The organism is Streptomyces sp. NPDC093510 (assembly GCF_040683555.1).
Classification (GTDB): Bacteria; Actinomycetota; Actinomycetes; order Streptomycetales; family Streptomycetaceae; genus Streptomyces.
Genome location: NZ_JBFBEE010000012.1, coordinates 142,491 through 158,775 on the forward strand (window position 1 = coordinate 142,491; position 16,285 = coordinate 158,775).

The following is a 16,285-nucleotide window of genomic DNA, read 5'->3' on the forward strand; positions in this document are numbered from 1 at the left end:
CGGAAAGCCATCAGGAAGGGGGAGATTACGTGACGAGGGGTGCGCGGAGCGCCACGAGCCGAGATCCTTGTCCTCTCACCACGCGCATCTCGGGGGAAGCCACAGTGGAGCGTGCCACGCAGGACGAGACCGCACTCGAACTCCTGGTCCACGGAGTCGGGGGAACCACACCGCAACGGATGCTGGACGACCCGCGCACCGTGCGGATCACCGGCGACGACACGGCGGCCATGTTCCGCCGCACCGAGGACGCCGACGCGGAGCGGCGCCCCGACGACTACCGAGGCAAACCGGTGCCCGAGGCGTACGTCTGGTGCAACCTGACGTCCGGCAACGGCTCCCGGGCCCTGTGGCTCCTGCTGCTGCCCTTCATGGTCGTCAACCTCGCCCACTGGATGCGCCCCACCTCACGCCACCGTAAACGGCTCGTGCGCACCTACGGCCTCCTGGTGCGGCTCGTCGGCCTCACCCTCACCGTGCTGCTCGTCGCCGCCGCCTGCGAGCTCGCGCTCGACCTCACGGCCTGGCAGTGCGCGGGCACCCCCGAGTGCGCCGGCGAACGCGACTGGCTCGGCTTCCTCGCCACCGACGGCTCCGGCCACGGCGGCTGGTGGTCCCAGCCCGGCCGCAGGCTCGCCCTCGCCGCGCTGCTGCCCGCCGCGCTCACCGGCCTGCTCTGGTACCTGTCCCACCGCACATGGAGCGCGTACGAGTCCCAGCAGCCGCTGCCCCAGCAGCCCGACCCGGAGGAGGAGACCAGCCGCACCGCGCTCGGCAGGCCCGGGTTCTGGTACGGACGGCGCCTGGTGGCCCGGCTGCGCGCCGCCCACACGGCGGCGGGGCTGCTCACCGTCGCCGCGGCCGTCGGCACCTCCGCCGCACGGCACGACCGCCGCCCGGGCGGCCCCGCGCTGCTGGACGCCCTCGGCTGGCTGCTCGACTCGACGCTCCTCCTGGGCGGGGGAGTCGTCGTGTGGGTGGTGTGCCGCAGAGGGCGCACCGAGAACAGGCTCGACCGGAAGCTGGACAAAACTCTGGTCCGCTGGCTGCCCATGGGCGCGCTCGTCCTCCTCGGGCTCGTCCTGCTGTACGCGGGATGGTCACGCCCCGGCTGGCGCTCCGAGGGCAGGCTGCCGGGCGACGCCACGTTCGGCGGCATCGCGCTCGTCCAGGGCCTCCTGATCCTGTGCCTCGCGGTGGTCGCCCACCTCCTGTACCGCACCTCTCCCGACTCCCGCACCGCCATCCGCGGCTTCGGAGGACCCGCCGTCGCCATGCTGGCCTGCGCGCTCGGCGGGGTCATGACCGGCGGCGGCGCACAGCGCGTGTCCGACTGGCTGGACGGCACCCAGGGCTCGATAGAGGGACCGGCCGTGCTGCTCACCTGGCAGGCGTCCGTGATCCCGCCGCTCCTGGTGGTCGTCGCGCTGCTGTGCGGCTGGTTCGCCGTGCGGACCATGCAGCGCAAGCGCCACGAGATGGCGCAGCTGGCGCGGGACTACCCCGACGAGCGCACGGACCTCACCCGCACCCGCCGCATCGCGGGCACGCGCGCACGAGCCGCCCTCACCGACCGCGCGCCCCTGCTCGTCGGCATCATCTCCGCCGTGACACTGCTGCTCGGCGCCGCCGCGCTCACCTGCGCGTGGGTGACCGACGAGGTGCCGGCCGAAGCCGCGCGCGGCCTGCCCAGCATCCTGGAGGGGGCGGCGGAGACCGCCCAGGCCCTCGGCTCCTGGCTGATCGGCTTCGGCTTCATACTGTTCGTCACCTGGGGCCGCCGCGCCTACAAGGACGCCTCGGCCCGCCGCACCATCGGCATCCTCTGGGACGTCGGCACCTTCTGGCCGCGCGCCGCCCACCCCTTCGCCCCACCCTGCTACGCCGAGCGCGCGGTCCCCGACCTGACCTGGCGGATGGCCAGCTGGACGCGCGCCACCAGCGCCACGGGCGGCCGCCTCGTCCTCTCCGGCCACTCCCAGGGCAGCGTCCTCGCGGCGGCCGCCGCCTGGCAGCTGCGCCCCTCGGTCCGCAAGCGCGTCGCCCTGCTCACCTACGGCTCACCCCTGGAGCGTCTCTACGGCCGGTGGTTCCCCGCCCACTTCGGCCCGGCGGCCCTGACCTCCCTGCACCGCGAGGTCGACTGCTGGCGCAACCTGTACCGGCCTACGGACCCGATAGGCGGCCCCATCCAGCTGCACGGCGACTGCGGCCCGCAGGTCGACCGCGCCGCCCTCAAGGACCCCCTCGCCTACGGCCGTACTGAAGGGCATCCGCTGCCCGCGCCGATCCTCGGCCACAGCGACTACCAGGCCGACCCCGCGTTCGCCGAGGAACGGGCGCGGCTCCTCGCCCGCCTCAAGGCCGCTGTGCCGCCCCCGAGGCAGGCGGAGACGGACGCGGTCACACCAGCTCCGGCAGATCCTCCGGATACAGCAGGGTGAGGTCGTCCGTGCTCGGCTCGTCGAGCTGGGCGACCCGGCCCGCGTGCCGCTCCACCATGGCCTCGAAGGTCTGCCGCGCGGTGCGGCCGTTGCCGAACGCGGGCCCCTTCGGAAGTGCCGTGAAGTACTTCAGGAGCGCCTCCGACGCGCCCGTGCCGAGGCGGTACTCGTGCTCGTCGGCCTGCTGCTCCACGATCCGCAGCAGCTCCTCGGGTGCGTAGTCGCTGAAGGTGATGGTCCGTGAGAAACGGGACGCCACACCGGGGTTGACCGACAGGAACCGCTTCATCTCCGCGGTGTAGCCCGCGACGATCACCACGACGGCCTCGCGGTGGTCCTCCATCAGCTTCACGAGCGTGTCGATGGCCTCGCGGCCGAAGTCGCGCCCGGAGTCCTCGGGCGAGAGGGCGTACGCCTCGTCGATGAACAGGACGCCGCCGCGCGCCCGGTCGAAGGCTTCCTGGGTGCGGATGGCCGTCGAGCCGATGTGCTCGCCGACCAGGTCGACCCGCGACACCTCGACGAGATGGCCGCTCTCCAGGACGCCGAGCGAGGCGAGGATCTCGCCGTAGAGCCGGGCGACGGTCGTCTTGCCCGTACCGGGAGAGCCGGTGAAGACCAGATGGCGGCGGACCGACGCGGCCTTGAGCCCGGCCAGCTGCCTTCGGCGGCCCACCTCGATCATGTCCGTGAGGGCACGCACCTCGCGCTTGACGCTGTCCAGGCCGACCAGGGCGTCGAGTTCGCCCAGAACCTCCTTGGAGGCGCGGGCGGCCTTCCCGTCCGGGGGCGCGGCCGGCTGCGCGGCCTGCTGCGCCGGTACGGAACCGAGCAGCCCCACGGTCTGCGTGGCCGTCTGCACGGTCGGCGTCGCCTGCGCGGCCGGTGCCGGGGTGCGCAGGCCGCCGCTCTCGTCGCTCGTGCAGTCCTCGACGAGTGGCCCCTCCTCGGAGAACTCGAAGCCGCCGCGCGTACACCGCTCCGTGCGGCACTTCTTCAGTGTCGTACGGCAGCCGTCTATGACATGGAAGCCGTAGCCGTCGCTGCCGCCGACCCGGCAGCCGTGGAAGCTGCCGCGGCCGCCCGCGGAGACGTAGAAACCGGCCTCGGCGGGTGAAGTGACCGTGCAGCGCTCGATGGTGGGGTCCGCGCCCTTGGTGACGATGACGCCCGTCTGGACGGTGTCGATCGTGCAGTTGGCGAGGGTGCCGCCGCTGCCGTGGTCGCGGAACCAGGCGCCCGTGGCCGCCTCGCGGATGCGGCAGTCGTCGAGCTGCGCGGTCGCGCCGTCGCTCACCGACACGGCGGTGTTGCGCACTTGGGAGAGATCGCTGTCGACGACGTCGGTGCGCGAGCCGCGGTCGAGGACGAACAGCGCGTCCGGCACGTCGTGCACCCGGCACGACTCCAGGACGGCGGTCGCGCCGTCGCTGACCCAGACCGCCGGGTAGTCGCCCGTGCTGTCGTGGATCTCGCACTGGTTGGCGTCCACGCGTGTGCCGGGGTCCCAGACCGAAAGGCCGTTGCGCCCGAACCGGCTCACCGTGGACCGGGTGAGGGTGAGCACGGAGCGCGAGCGCAGGTCGATCGCGTTCTCCGGGATGTCGTGGATGCGGCAGTCGGCGAGGGTGAGCACGGCGTCCGTGTCGAGGGTGACGCCGTCGGAGGTGGTGCGGTGCACGTCGCAGTCGGTCAGGTGCGCCGCGGCCCGCCCGGTGACCTGCACACCCGAACCCTTGACCTCGTACACCTCGCAGCCGATGGCCTCGAGCCCCGTGTGCTCCCCGGTCACCGAGAGACCCGCGCCCGACGCGTGGTGCACGCGGCAGCGCTCCAGGCGGGGATGGGCGCCGCCGCGCACCGCGACGCCGGACTGGCCCGCGGCGACGATCTCGCACTCCTCGAAGACACCGCCGCCGCCGTCGAGCACCGCGATGCCGATGCCGCCGGGGTTGTCGACGGTGCAGCGGCGCACCGTCGGACGCGCGCCGCCGCGCACCTCGATGCCGGCCGCGGACCGCGTCACCACGCGGATGCCGATGAGTTCAGGGGCGCCGTCCTCGACGAGCAGCGCGGGCGCGGACGAGTCCTGGCCCTCGATGAGCAGGTCCTGCACGACCGCGGAGGCGCGGACGGTCAGCGGCACCCCGTCGGACGGCGCGATGCGCACCGAGCCGGGGGAGCTCTCGGGGCCGCGCAGGGTCACCGCGCGCTGGACGACGAGGTTCTCGCGGTAGGTGCCGGCGGCGACGGTCAGCACGTCCCCGTCGCTCGCGGCCTCCAAGGCAGCGGCGAGCGATGCGTACTCGCCGGTGCGGCGCCGCCACCGCGACGTGCCGGTGTGCGTCACCTGGACCGTGCCCTGTGCCATGGAGTTGCTCTGCCCCCACCTTGTTCGTACGCGGGACCTTGCGGCGGTGTGCCGTATCACTGCATGTCATGACAGCGCGCAAGGGGCCGAGGAGTTCGGCCGGTCCACCGTAGCGCGCGCGAGCGGGCGGAGTTGACCTGATGGCCGGGCCGACGGGTCAGGAGCCCGTGCCGGTGCGGCCCCAGTCAGGACCCGCCTTCTCCCACGCCCGGTCCAGCCGGGCATGGCGCGCCCGCACGATGCGCCAGAGGAGCAGCCTGCGAGTGCCCTCGATGAGCCCGACGGCCGCCGTGGCCGCCCCGAAACCGGCGAGGACCGCGTGCGTCGTCGCGGTCGCGCCGTCCAGCGGGCGGCCGACGACCTTGCCGTGCTCGTCGGTCCACAGCCTGAAGTGGTCACCGGGGCGCGGGGTCTCGAGGTCGGACAGCACCACGCCGTAGTGATCGGTGCGGTCGGGCGCCTGCCAGCGCGCGAGGACGCGGCTGTGCGCGTCGCGTGCCGAGGAGGTCTCCGGATCGGGGTCGATCGGGGGCGAGGCGACCTTCCGCAGCACGGTGCCGGTGATCGCGTGGCGGTCCTCCCGCTGCTGGTGCACCGAGGCGAGGAGGGCGTCCCGCGAAAGACTCGTGGTGAACACGCCGACGACCGGGGCCGCGACGGTGATCAGCACCAGGGCGGCCAGTGCCATCCAGGCCTCGGCGAGGTCGGTGCCGCGGCACAGTGGATTGCGCCGCCACCGCCAGAGGCCGACGATTGCCCGCACTGCCCTGCACCCCCTTCCGCGTCCGTCTTAACGAGGAACGGCACGGTCCGCACGAGGGTGGCGAGAAGAGAGAGGGACATCACCCTCCGAAGTCGCCCGCCTCCGCTGCGCTTCACGTCCACGATGCCCAACGTCCGTGCCGTGGCATCGAGTTCCCCACTCGGGCGCGGGCACACGAAAGTCGCCGCCGGGCTGTTGCTCGGCGGCGATCGACGCCCTGCGTGGCTGCGGCCGCCCGGAGCGGGTGAACGAGGGGCCGCCGACGATCAGTACCCGCGGTAGGGGCGGTTGTACGGATCCTCGTACGTCGCGGGGGCCGGGCGGGGCGCCGCCGGGCGCATCGCCTCGTACCCCGTACCGGGAGCCGGCCGCTGGGGCTGGGCGCCCGGGTACCCGCGCGGGGCCGCGGCCTGCTGCGGGATGTACGGCGCCGGCGCCTGCTGCAGCGGTGCGGGCTGCGGGGCCTGCGTGTAGCCGTACGCCGGGTTGGGGTGGGAAGGGGCGGCCGGCAGCGCGGGCAGCGCGGCCGGTAGCGCGGGCAGGTGACTGCCCGTGTCGTACGCGGAAGGGACCCGGATCGGGGCGATCTGAGGAGTGCCCCGCTCTGCGACGAGGGAGTCGTAGATCGGAGTGTCCGGGAAGGACGGCGCGGAGTAGTAACCGCCGCCATAGGTGGAGCGGGGGGAGGTCATACTCCATAAGTTAAGCCCTAGATGTGCTGGTTGGGGAGACCGATAAGAGGGTTGTTTTACGTGTCTCCCGTGGCTGTGGATCCCCAATGCGAGCGAACTTGGGAAAATCGGTCGCCGAACGACGTACGGATCGTGTAAAGGCCGAGCTCCCGACGGGTTACCCGGGGTTGGCCGCAGGGGCCCGTGGGGCGCGGTCGTGGGCCTCCGCGGGGTCCGGGTAATAGGTTGGCCGTGAACGGAAACGGCGGCCCTGCCGGACGGCGACTTGCGATGGGGGCGGACATGACAATGCCTAAAGGATCGAATGTTCCCGTACCGGCACCTGCGGTACGGGTCGAATTCGGGTGGGGTTCCGGGCCCGGAGTGCCGGACGCCGACGCGTCCGCGCTGTTGTTGTCGCCTTCCGGAAAGGTGCGCTCGGACGCCGACTTCGTCTTTTACAACCAGCCGGAGCACTCCTCCGGAGCCGTGCGCCATGAGGGCAAGCAGCGCTCCGGCGACGGCGTGAGCGACGCGCTGACGGTCGATCTCGCGCGCGTGGAGCCCGATATCGAGACCGTGGTGCTCGCCGCGTCGGCCGACGGCGGCACGTTCGGACAGGTTCCCGGTCTGCGCATCCGCGTCCTGGACGCGTCGAGCGGTGCCGAACTCGCGCGCTACGACAGCGCGGACGCGACCGTGGAGACCGCCTTCGTCCTCGGTGAGCTCTACCGGCGCCAGGGCGCGTGGAAGTTCCGCGCCGTCGGGCAGGGGTACGGCAGCGGTCTCGAAGGACTCGCGAAGGACTACGGCATCACGGTGGACGAGCCCCAGCAGGCGACGCCCACGCCCACGTCTCCCGCTCCCGCGGCCGCTCCGGCACCCACCCCTTCTCCCGCCCCCGTGGCCTCTCCCGCCCCCGCAGCCCCGCCAGTCGCTCCCGCCCCGGCCGCCGCCGCTCCCGTACGTCTGACCAAGGTCACCCTGACGAAGGAGGCGCCCTCTGTCTCCCTGACGAAGCAGGGCGGCACCTCGGGCGGCATGCGCGTGAACCTCAACTGGGAGGTGCGCAAGCAGTTCAAGGGCTGGGGCGCCAAGCTCGGCCGGGCCGTCGCCATGCACGCCGACCTCGACCTCGACCTGTGCGCCCTCTACGAACTCGCCGACGGCCGCAAGGGAGTCGTCCAGGCGCTCGGCAACGCCTTCGGAGCGCTGAACCAGCCCCCGTACATCCTGCTGGACGGCGACGACCGCACCGGCGCCGTCGCCACCGGCGAGAACCTCACCATCAACCTCGACCACATCAGCGACTTCCGGCGCATCGTCATCTTCGTGACCATCTACGCAGGGGCGCGGAGCTTCGCCGACCTCAACGCCACGGTCACCCTCCAGCCGCAGCACGGCGCCCCGGTCGACTTCTCGCTCGACGAGTGCACGGTCCCTTCGACCGTGTGCGCGCTGGCCCTGCTCACCAACAACGGCGGCGACCTCGTCGTCCAGCGGGAGGCCCGCTACCTGGTGCCGGAGCGCGGCGTGAGCCCGCAGCGCACCATGGACCAGACCTACGGGTGGGGCATGAACTGGACGCCCGGCAGGAAGTGACGCGTCAGCGCTGCTCGGGGGCAGGGCCCGGGGCCGGGCCCGGAGCGGCGGTGTCGGGGCGCGCGTACGTACGGCCCTTCCACGCCGCACCGCGTCCCCTGTAGTGCTGCACCGCGGAGTCCACGGTCATCAGGAGGTACAGGAACGCGGTGACCGGCAGCAGCAGGGCGAGCGGCAGCGGCTGACGGTAGTAGCGCAGCATCGGCAGGTACGTGACCGTCATCGTCAGCCACGCGAGACCACCCGCCACCGCCGCGGGCGCGTTCCCCGTGGCGAGGCCCGCGCACAGCGCCACCGGCGGCGCCAGATACACCACCGCGAGACCGGCGACCGTCCCCACCAGCAGCGGGAGGCTGTGCCGCAGCTGCGCGTACGCGCTGCGCGACACCATGCGCCACAGATCGGCGAGGCGTGGGTACGGACGCACGCTGTCGACCCGCTCGGCGAGCCCGAGCCAGATGTGACCGCCCGAGCGCTTCACCGCCCGCGCGAGCGCCACGTCGTCGATCACGGCCTGCCGGATGGCATCGGGGATGCGGGCGCGTTCGGCGGCGTCCGTGCGCAGCAGGACACAGCCGCCCGCCGCGGCGGCCGTCCGCGACCCCTTCCCGGCGATCCACCGGAACGGATAGAGCTGCGCGAAGAAGTAGACGAAGGCCGGGACCACCAGACGCTCCCACAGGCTCTCCACCCGCAGCCGGGCCATCTGGGAGACGAGGTCGAAGCCTCCGCTGCCCGCGGCGGCCACCAACTGGCGCAGGCTGTCCGGCTCGTGGGCGATGTCCGCGTCGGTCAGCAGGAGATACTCGGGGTCACGCGCGCGTGCGAGGCCGATGCCGTGACGTACCGCCCAGAGCTTGCCCGTCCAGCCCGCGGGCGGCTCGCCGGGGGAGCCGACGGTCAGCGGCAGGCCGCCGTGGCGCTCGGACAGTGTGCGGGCCAGCTCGCCCGTGCCGTCCGAACTGCCGTCGTCGACGAGGAAGACCTCGGCCCGCCCCGGATAGTCCTGCGCGAGCAGCGAGGGCAGGCTCTCCGGAAGAACGGCCGCCTCGTCCCGCGCGGGGACGACGACACAGACCGACGGCCACTCGGCGGGGTCCCGGCGCGGTGGCAGCCGCACGTCCGTACGCCAGAAGAAGCCCTGCCCCAACAGAAGCCACAGCCACGCCGCAAGCGATCCGGCGGCGGTCCACGCAACGGCGCTCATCCGACGAAGTCTGCCCCACAGGAAGGGGCCTGTGGGGCTCATCGACTATGGTGACCGGGTGAAGATCGCGCTCATGGACTCCGGAATCGGACTGCTCGCCGCGGCGGCCGCGGTGCGTCGCCTGCGACCCGACGCCGATCTCGTTCTCTCCTCGGACCCGGACGGAATGCCCTGGGGACCGCGTACCACGGAGGACCTCACCGGGCGAGCCGTCGCCGTCGCCGAGGCCGCCGCCGCACACCGGCCGGACGCCCTGATCGTGGCCTGCAACACCGCTTCCGTGCACGCGCTGCCCACCCTGCGGGCCCGCCTGGAGCCAGACATCCCGGTGATCGGGACCGTGCCGGCGATCAAGCCGGCCGCCGCGGGCGGCGGACCCGTCGCGATCTGGGCCACGCCCGCCACGACGGGCAGCCCGTACCAGCGAGGGCTCATCGGCGAATTCGCACGCGGCATCGAGGTCACCGAGGTGCCCTGTCCCGGCCTCGCCGACGCCGTGCAGTACGCGGACGAGCGGGCCATCGACGAGACGATCGCCGCCGCCGCGGCCCTCACCCCGCGCGATGTAAGGGCCGTCGTCCTGGGCTGCACCCATTACGAGCTGGTCGCCGAGCGTATTCGTGCCGCCGTCCAGCAGCCCGGACTGCCGCCCCTGGTCCTGCACGGTTCGGCGGGTGCGGTGGCCGCCCAGGCGCTGCGCAGGACCGGCGCACGCCCCGGAGCCGACCCCGCGGCCGCGGCACCCGGCCTCACCGTCCTGCTCAGCGGCCGCGAGGAGCAGCTGCCTCGGACGGCGCTCACGTACGCGGAAGGGCGCATGCTCGCGGAGACCAGCCCGGCTCTTTGAAGCAGCGCGGTTACTCTCCGCCACGCGGTGGCTTCACCGCGGAATCTGAGTAGTCTCGATGACATGAAGGACAAAGCCCCCGAAGAGCGGGCCGCATCCGACAACCCGCACGAGGTCTGGACCGGACGCGCGACCAACCGCGCCCAATGGCTGCTGGCCTGCGCGGGCGCCGCCTGCCTGGCGCTCGGCATCGAGCTCGCGGTCGACTCCATGTGGACCTCGGGCATCGCACCCCTGGTCATGTCCGTCGTGGGCTGCATCGCGGTCGGACTCCTGATGCTCTTCGGGACGCTCGCCTTCGTCCACGTGGCCGTGAAGGTCGACAAGGACTACCTAGAGGTGCGCTGTGGCCATCTGGGACTGCCGCGCCGCCTCATCCCGCTCTCCCAGGTCGTCGGCGCCGACTTCGCGCCCGCAGTGACGCCCCGGCAGTGGGGCGGCTGGGGGTACCGCTGGCGGCCCGAGAAGGGCACCGCCGTCGTCGTCCGGCGCGGCGAGGGCCTCGTGGTCAGCCTCGGCGACGGCCACAAGTTCACGGTGACGGTCGACAACGCCGAAGCGGCGGTACGCGCCATCAGGGCCCGGCTCGGCCGCATGGGCAACGCGGGCTGACCCGACAACCCGCAAGTCACCGAGCGGGTGGCGCCGCGCAACCCGCAAGTCACCGAGCAGGTGGCGCCGCCTCGTCCGGTGTCCCTTCGTTCAAGGGCCGTGCCGTCGCGATCCCCGCGAGCAGACCCGCACCTGTCGTCACCGTCGTCACACTGAGCGCGTTGCCCACCGCCGCCACGGCCGCGAGCGCCGTCAGGGCCGCGCCCGCCGACAGCACGACCTGCGTGGAGCCGGGGGAGCGCCACAGCGCGTACAGCAGCCAGCAGAACACCGCCGCCAGCAGCGCCACCCCGACCACGCCCTGCTCCGACGCCTGCTGCAGCGTCGCCGAATGCGGCTTCCCGTCCGTCAGGAGGTCCTCGGTGGCCACCGGGCTCACCTCGCCGAACCGGCCGGGGCCCACCCCCATGGCGGGCTCCCGCTCCGCGAGGCCCAGCGCGTCCTGCCACAGCAGCACGCGGTGCCGACCGAGCCCGCCCTCCAGGGGAGCCGTCAGACCCTCCGGCAGCGCATCGTCGGCCACCGCCAGCGAGACACCGGTGACCAGCACCGACGCGGCCGCGAGCCCGGCGAGCCCCAGCGCCCTGACGCGCAGCCGGGCCACCGCGAGCGAACAGAGCAGCACCACCGCCGAACCCGCGCAGCCGACCGGTGAGCCGAGCACCGCCGCCGTTCCGGCGATCCCCGCGGCGAGCAGCCGCAGCGCGAGGCGCGCCGCCGGGGTCCGGGCCGCCCACGCGGCGCAGCAGGCCGCGCCGGCCGACAGGATCAGCAGGGCGGCCGTGGCGCCCGCGTGGCCCAGCGGAGACGCGGGACTGAGCGTGAGACGCGGCGCCGCCACGGCGAGGCCGAGCCCGGCGAGCGCGCCCGCGCAGGGCGCGGCGACGGGCAGCAGCGCCCCGGAGATCCGCCCGCCCGCGTAACCGGCGGCCACGGCGAGGACCGCGAGGAGCACACCCTCGGGGCTTCCGCCGTGCACACCGGCAGTGATCAGTGCCCAGGCGGCACACGCCCCGAGCAGCGCCCCGCCCGTCGCGTCGGACGCGCTCGGCCGGTCGTGCGCCGCTGTCGGACCGGCCGACGCGGCCGTACCCGTAGACCCCACCCCGTCGCCCCCCGGTGTATGACGGGCCCCCGTCGGCGCGGACGGGTTCACGGTGGCGCGAACCGGTCGGGCGCGGGGGACTCGGCCACACGCTAACGGCTGGCGCCCCGCCGCGGGACCGGTTGTGCAGGAACGATACGGCGAACGGCGAACGGCGAACGGCGAACGGCGTCCGGCAGGGCCCCCGCGGCCCCCGCGGGCCGAGCTGTCGGTGCTCTGGTGACGCGCCGTACACTCCCCGGGTGACCGCCACCACCACTCCCGTAGACGAGCCGGACCAGCTCGATCCGCAGTCTCCGCAGGCCACCCGTGCCGTGCGTGTCCTGCGACGGCTCGTACCCGCCGCCGTGGCGGCCCTCTCCGGAGTGCTGCTCTACGTCAGTTTCCCGCCCCGCACGCTGTGGTGGCTGGCGCTCCCGGCCTTCGGCGCCTTCGCCTGGTGCCTGCACGGCCGCACCTGGAAGGCGGGGCTCGGCCTCGGCTACCTCTTCGGCCTCGGCTTCCTGCTGCCGCTCCTCGTGTGGACCGGTGTCGAGGTCGGTCCGGGCCCGTGGCTCGCGCTCGCCGCGGTGGAGGCCGTCTTCGTCGCCCTCGTCGGGGCGGGCATCGCGGCCGTCTCACGGCTGCCCGCCTATCCGCTGTGGGCCGCGGCCCTGTGGATCGCGGGGGAGGCGGCACGCGCGCGCGTGCCGTTCAACGGATTCCCCTGGGGCAAGATCGCCTTCGGGCAGGCGGACGGTGTCTTCCTGCCGCTCGCCGCGCTCGGCGGTACCCCCGTGCTCGGGTTCGCGGTCGTCCTGTGCGGCTTCGGGCTCCACGAGATCGTGCGCCAGGTCATCGACGTACGCGACACGCGTGTCGTGCGCCGCGGTGCGGCGGCCGTGGCGGTGCTCAGCGTGCTCCTCCCCGTCGCCGGTGCCTTCGCCGCGCGTCCGCTGGTCAGCGCCGAGGCACAGGACGGCACCGCGACCGTCGCCGCGATCCAGGGCAACGTCCCGCGCGCGGGACTCGGCTTCAACGCGCAGCGCCGCGCCGTCCTCGACCACCACGTGCGCGAGACCGAACGCCTCGCCGCCGAGGTGAAGGCCGGCAAGGTGAAGCGTCCCGACCTCGTTCTGTGGCCGGAGAACTCCTCCGACATCGACCCGTTCACCAACCCCGACGCGCGCCTCGCGATCGAGGGCGCCGTCAAGGCCATCGGGGTGCCCGTCTCCGTCGGAGGCGTCGTCGAGAAGAAGGACGGCAAGCTCTACAACGAGCAGATCCTCTGGGACCCGGCGAAAGGGCCCACGGACACCTACGACAAGCGGCAGATCCAGCCCTTCGGCGAGTACATCCCGCTGCGCTCCCTCATCAGCACGTTCAGCAGCGACGTCGACATGGTGCGCCAGGACTTCAGCCGCGGCACGCGGCCCGGCGTCTTCACCATGGCCGGCACCAAGGTGGGCATCGCGACCTGTTACGAGGCCGCGTTCGACTGGGCGGTGCGCGACACCGTCACCCACGGCGCGCAGATCATCTCGGTGCCCAGCAACAACGCCACCTTCGACCGCAGCGAGATGACCCACCAGCAGCTCGCGATGTCCCGGATCCGCGCGGTCGAGCACAGCCGCGCCGTCACGGTCCCGGTGACCAGCGGCGTCAGCGCGGTGATCATGCCGGACGGCGACGTCAGGGCGAAGACGACGTGGTACACCGCCGACTCGCTCGTCGAGGAGGTGCCGCTGCGTTCGTCCCGGACCCCCGCCACCCGCCTCGGCGTGCTCCCCGAGGGCGTCCTGGTGCTGATCGCCGCGGGCGGCCTCGGCTGGGCCGTCACGTCGGTGGCGCGGGCCCGGCGGACCACAGCGAAGTAACTCCCGGTAGCGGCAGGGGCGGTGGTCCAGCGCCGTTAGGGTCGGACCATGGCTATTCCTGATTTCATCCGTACGGTCCGGGCCGCCGCGGGACAGCAGCTGCTGTGGCTCCCCGGGGTCACCGCCATCGTCTTCGACGACGAGGGCAGGGTGTTGCTCGGGCGGCGCTCCGACAACGGCAGGTGGTCGGTGATCGGCGGCATCCCGGACCCGGGTGAGCAGCCCGCGCAGTGCGCGGTGCGCGAGGTGTACGAGGAGACGGCGGTGCATTGCGTGCCCGAGCGTGTGGTCCTGGTGCAGGCCCTCGAACCGGTCACCTACGACAACGGCGACGTCTGCCAGTACATGGACATCACCCTGCGCTGCCGTGCCGTCGGCGGCGAGGCACGGGTCAACGACGACGAGTCGCTGGAAGTGGCGTGGTTCGACGTGGACGCGCTGCCCGCACTGCACGAGTTCTCGCTCACCCGGATCAAGCACGCGCTGGCGGACGGACCCACCTGGTTCGAACAGCCCGAGGCGGCACAGTGAGCCGCTGAGCCCGCGGACGGGGAGTGCCCGGTGCGGTTCGCGGGCCGCACCGGGGCCGTCGTCGGCTCTCCGTTAGCCTGAGGGCACGATGAACCGTTTGAGCACGTCATGGGGCGCGTACGACCTCACCCGCTTCCCGGAGGACCCCCGCGACCAGCTGCGCGCCTGGTCGGCGGCCGACGCCTATCTGCTGCGGCACCTGGCCGGCGAGGAGGGGACGCAGGCCGTCGACCTCTCCGGGACCGTGGCCGTCGTCGGTGACCGGTGGGGCGCGCTGACCACCGTCCTCGCGGGGCACGCGCGCGTGCCGGTGCAGATCACCGACTCCTTCCTGGCGCAGGAGGCGACCCGCGCCAACCTGGCGCGGGCGGGCCACGCGCCGGACGCGGCACGGCTCCTGACGACCAGGGACACGCCGCCCGCACGCGTCGACGTGCTCGTCGTGCGCGTACCGAAGAGCCTCGCGCTCCTGGAGGATCAGCTGCACCGGCTCGCGCCCGCCGTGCACGAAGGCACGGTCGTCGTCGGCACCGGCATGGTCACCGAGATCCACACGTCGACGCTGGACCTCTTCGAGCGGATCATCGGCCCGACCAGGACGTCGCTGGCCCGGCAGAAGGCACGGCTCGTCTTCAGCACCCCCGACCCGGCGCGCGCGCCCGAGGCCGGCCCCTGGCCCCGCAGTTACGTACTGCCCGCCGACTCCGGAGCGGGTGCGGGCCTGACCGCCGTCAACCACGCGGGCATCTTCTGCGCCGACCGGCTCGACATCGGCACCCGCTTCTTCCTCAAGCACCTGCCGCGCGCCCGAGGCGGCGCCCACGTAGTCGACCTGGGCTGCGGCAATGGAGTGCTCGGCACCGCCGCCTCCGTCGCCGACCCCGACGCCACGGTCACCTTCATCGACGAGTCGTTCCAGGCCGTCGCCTCCGCCGAGGCCACCTTCCGCGCCAACGCGGCGGAGGACGCCGAAGCGCACTTCGTGGCCGGCGACGCCCTCGCCGCCGTGCCGCCGGGAACCGTCGACCTCGTCCTGAACAACCCGCCCTTCCACAGCCACCAGGCCACGACCGACGCCACCGCCCGCCGCATGTTCACCGGCGCCCGCGCCGCGCTGCGCCCCGGCGGCGAGCTGTGGGTCATCGGCAACCGTCACCTCGGTTACCACGTGCGGCTCCGCAAACTCTTCGGCAATGCGGAGGTCGTGGCGAGCGACCCCAAGTTCGTGCTGCTGCGGGCGGTCAAGGGCAAGCGGTGACGGACGACCGCTGACACCGGGCCTGTTCGGCACTCCCGCGATGGCGCGCGCGGTGACACCGTCGGAGGGCGACGGCCGGGCCGAGCGGCGGCCCGGGGCGGCTGAGGGAGACGATCGACCGTGGAACTGCCCCTGATCGTGGGTGTCGACGGTTCACCGGCCAGTCTGCGGGCGCTGGACTGGGCCGTCGACGAGGCCGAGCGGCGGGGAACACCGCTGCGCGTCGTGTACGCGTCGAGCTGGGAGTGGTACGAGGGGCACGAGCCGTCGTTCGGCATCGGCGGCGACTCCGTCCAGGCCTCGGCGGACCACATCGTCGACCGGGCCGTGGAGCACGCCCGCCGCCGCGCCCCGGCCGTCGACGTGCGCGGCACCGTCCAGCCCGAGGACCCCGCCGCCGCGCTGATCCGGGCGAGCGGCGGAGCGTGGGTGGTCGTCGTCGGCAGCCGGGGCAGGGGTCGGCTCACCGGGCTGCTGCTCGGCTCGGTGAGCCTGTCGGTCGCCGCCCGCGCCGCGTCGCCCGTCGTCGTCGTGCGCGACACCGAGGGCGACCGCGCCCCGGCTGCCGGACAGATCACCGTCGGCGTGGGCGAGCCCGGCGAGTCGGCGGCCGCCGTGGCCTTCGCGTGCGACGTGGCGGCGCGGCGCGGCGCCACCCTGCGCGCCGTGCACGCCTGGCGCTGCCCGGCGCACGAGACCCCCGCCCGGCCCCGGACCGCCGAGCTCACCGACCCGCACCAGCGGCGGGCCCTGGAGGAGCTCGACGAGGCGCTGCGCGAACCGCTGCGGGCCCACGACGCCCTCGTGGTGCGCCGCGAGGCGCCGGAGGGGCACGCCCGCGCCGCGCTGCTCGACGCCGCCCGCACCTCCGACCTCCTGGTGGTCGGCGCCCACCGCCGCGAAGGGCAGCTCGGCATGCAGCTCGGGCCGGTCAGCCACGCGGTGCTCCACCATGCGGCGTGCCCGGTGGCGGTCGTCCCGTACGGCTGATCTGCTGGACGTGGAGTCAGCCGTTCCG

At 73.4% G+C, this 16,285-nt stretch carries 13 protein-coding genes; 8 read left to right on the plus strand and 5 right to left on the minus strand.

Annotated elements, in window-relative coordinates; translation table 11 throughout:
- Positions 1 to 179 precede the first annotated feature (179 nt).
- Complete coding sequence (locus AB0N81_RS20815; protein ID WP_365360614.1) at positions 180 to 2,444, plus strand: hypothetical protein; 2,265 nt, start codon at positions 180 to 182, stop codon at positions 2,442 to 2,444.
- Here the strand turns inward: AB0N81_RS20815 and AB0N81_RS20820 are convergent.
- From AB0N81_RS20820 to AB0N81_RS20830, 3 genes are all read right to left on the minus strand, one after another.
- Complete coding sequence (locus AB0N81_RS20820) at positions 2,404 to 4,815, minus strand: right-handed parallel beta-helix repeat-containing protein (protein ID WP_365360311.1); 2,412 nt, start codon at positions 4,813 to 4,815, stop codon at positions 2,404 to 2,406. The genes AB0N81_RS20815 and AB0N81_RS20820 overlap by 41 nt on opposite strands.
- A 157-nt stretch (positions 4,816 to 4,972) precedes the next feature.
- On the minus strand, positions 4,973 to 5,578 hold the full coding sequence (locus AB0N81_RS20825) for a hypothetical protein (RefSeq protein WP_365360313.1): 606 nt from the start codon (positions 5,576 to 5,578) through the stop codon (positions 4,973 to 4,975).
- 266 nt (positions 5,579 to 5,844) lie between these two features.
- The gene (locus tag AB0N81_RS20830; protein ID WP_365360315.1) at positions 5,845 to 6,270 is read right to left on the minus strand and encodes a DUF6643 family protein; all 426 of its coding nucleotides are present in this window, start codon (positions 6,268 to 6,270) and stop codon (positions 5,845 to 5,847) included.
- A gap of 282 nt (positions 6,271 to 6,552) precedes the next feature.
- Here AB0N81_RS20830 and AB0N81_RS20835 point away from each other — a divergent pair, with 282 nt between their 5' ends.
- On the plus strand, positions 6,553 to 7,851 hold the full coding sequence (locus tag AB0N81_RS20835; protein ID WP_365360317.1) for a TerD family protein: 1,299 nt from the start codon (positions 6,553 to 6,555) through the stop codon (positions 7,849 to 7,851).
- Positions 7,852 to 7,855: 4 nt separating this feature from the next.
- On the opposite strand, the gene AB0N81_RS20840 is transcribed toward AB0N81_RS20835, so the two are convergent.
- Positions 7,856 to 9,058 (minus strand): glycosyltransferase, encoded by a 1,203-nt coding sequence (locus AB0N81_RS20840; RefSeq protein ID WP_365360318.1) that lies wholly within the window; start codon positions 9,056 to 9,058, stop codon positions 7,856 to 7,858.
- 58 nt (positions 9,059 to 9,116) lie between these two features.
- Between AB0N81_RS20840 and AB0N81_RS20845 the strand changes: the two genes are divergently transcribed.
- Both AB0N81_RS20845 and AB0N81_RS20850 read left to right on the plus strand, forming a co-directional pair.
- Positions 9,117 to 9,905 carry an aspartate/glutamate racemase family protein gene (locus AB0N81_RS20845; RefSeq protein WP_365360320.1) on the plus strand — a complete coding sequence of 263 codons (789 nt, stop codon included), beginning with the start codon at positions 9,117 to 9,119 and terminating at the stop codon, positions 9,903 to 9,905.
- A 63-nt stretch (positions 9,906 to 9,968) separates the two neighbouring features.
- Complete coding sequence (locus AB0N81_RS20850; RefSeq protein ID WP_365360322.1) at positions 9,969 to 10,517, plus strand: hypothetical protein; 549 nt, start codon at positions 9,969 to 9,971, stop codon at positions 10,515 to 10,517.
- A gap of 49 nt (positions 10,518 to 10,566) precedes the next feature.
- Here the strand turns inward: AB0N81_RS20850 and AB0N81_RS20855 are convergent, their stop codons facing one another.
- On the minus strand, positions 10,567 to 11,622 hold the full coding sequence (locus AB0N81_RS20855) for a hypothetical protein (protein ID WP_365360324.1): 1,056 nt from the start codon (positions 11,620 to 11,622) through the stop codon (positions 10,567 to 10,569).
- Between the two features lie 242 nt (positions 11,623 to 11,864).
- Between AB0N81_RS20855 and lnt the strand changes: the two genes are divergently transcribed.
- The 4 genes from lnt to AB0N81_RS20875 all read left to right on the plus strand — a co-directional run bounded on the left by lnt (position 11,865) and on the right by AB0N81_RS20875 (position 16,257).
- Complete coding sequence (gene lnt / locus AB0N81_RS20860; RefSeq protein ID WP_365360326.1) at positions 11,865 to 13,478, plus strand: apolipoprotein N-acyltransferase; 1,614 nt, start codon at positions 11,865 to 11,867, stop codon at positions 13,476 to 13,478.
- Between the two features lie 48 nt (positions 13,479 to 13,526).
- Positions 13,527 to 14,009 (plus strand): NUDIX domain-containing protein, encoded by a 483-nt coding sequence (locus tag AB0N81_RS20865; protein ID WP_365360328.1) that lies wholly within the window; start codon positions 13,527 to 13,529, stop codon positions 14,007 to 14,009.
- An 88-nt stretch (positions 14,010 to 14,097) separates the two neighbouring features.
- Complete coding sequence (locus tag AB0N81_RS20870; RefSeq protein WP_365360330.1) at positions 14,098 to 15,267, plus strand: methyltransferase; 1,170 nt, start codon at positions 14,098 to 14,100, stop codon at positions 15,265 to 15,267.
- A gap of 120 nt (positions 15,268 to 15,387) precedes the next feature.
- On the plus strand, positions 15,388 to 16,257 hold the full coding sequence (locus AB0N81_RS20875) for a universal stress protein (RefSeq protein WP_365360332.1): 870 nt from the start codon (positions 15,388 to 15,390) through the stop codon (positions 16,255 to 16,257).
- The last annotated feature ends 28 nt before the right edge of the window (positions 16,258 to 16,285 follow it).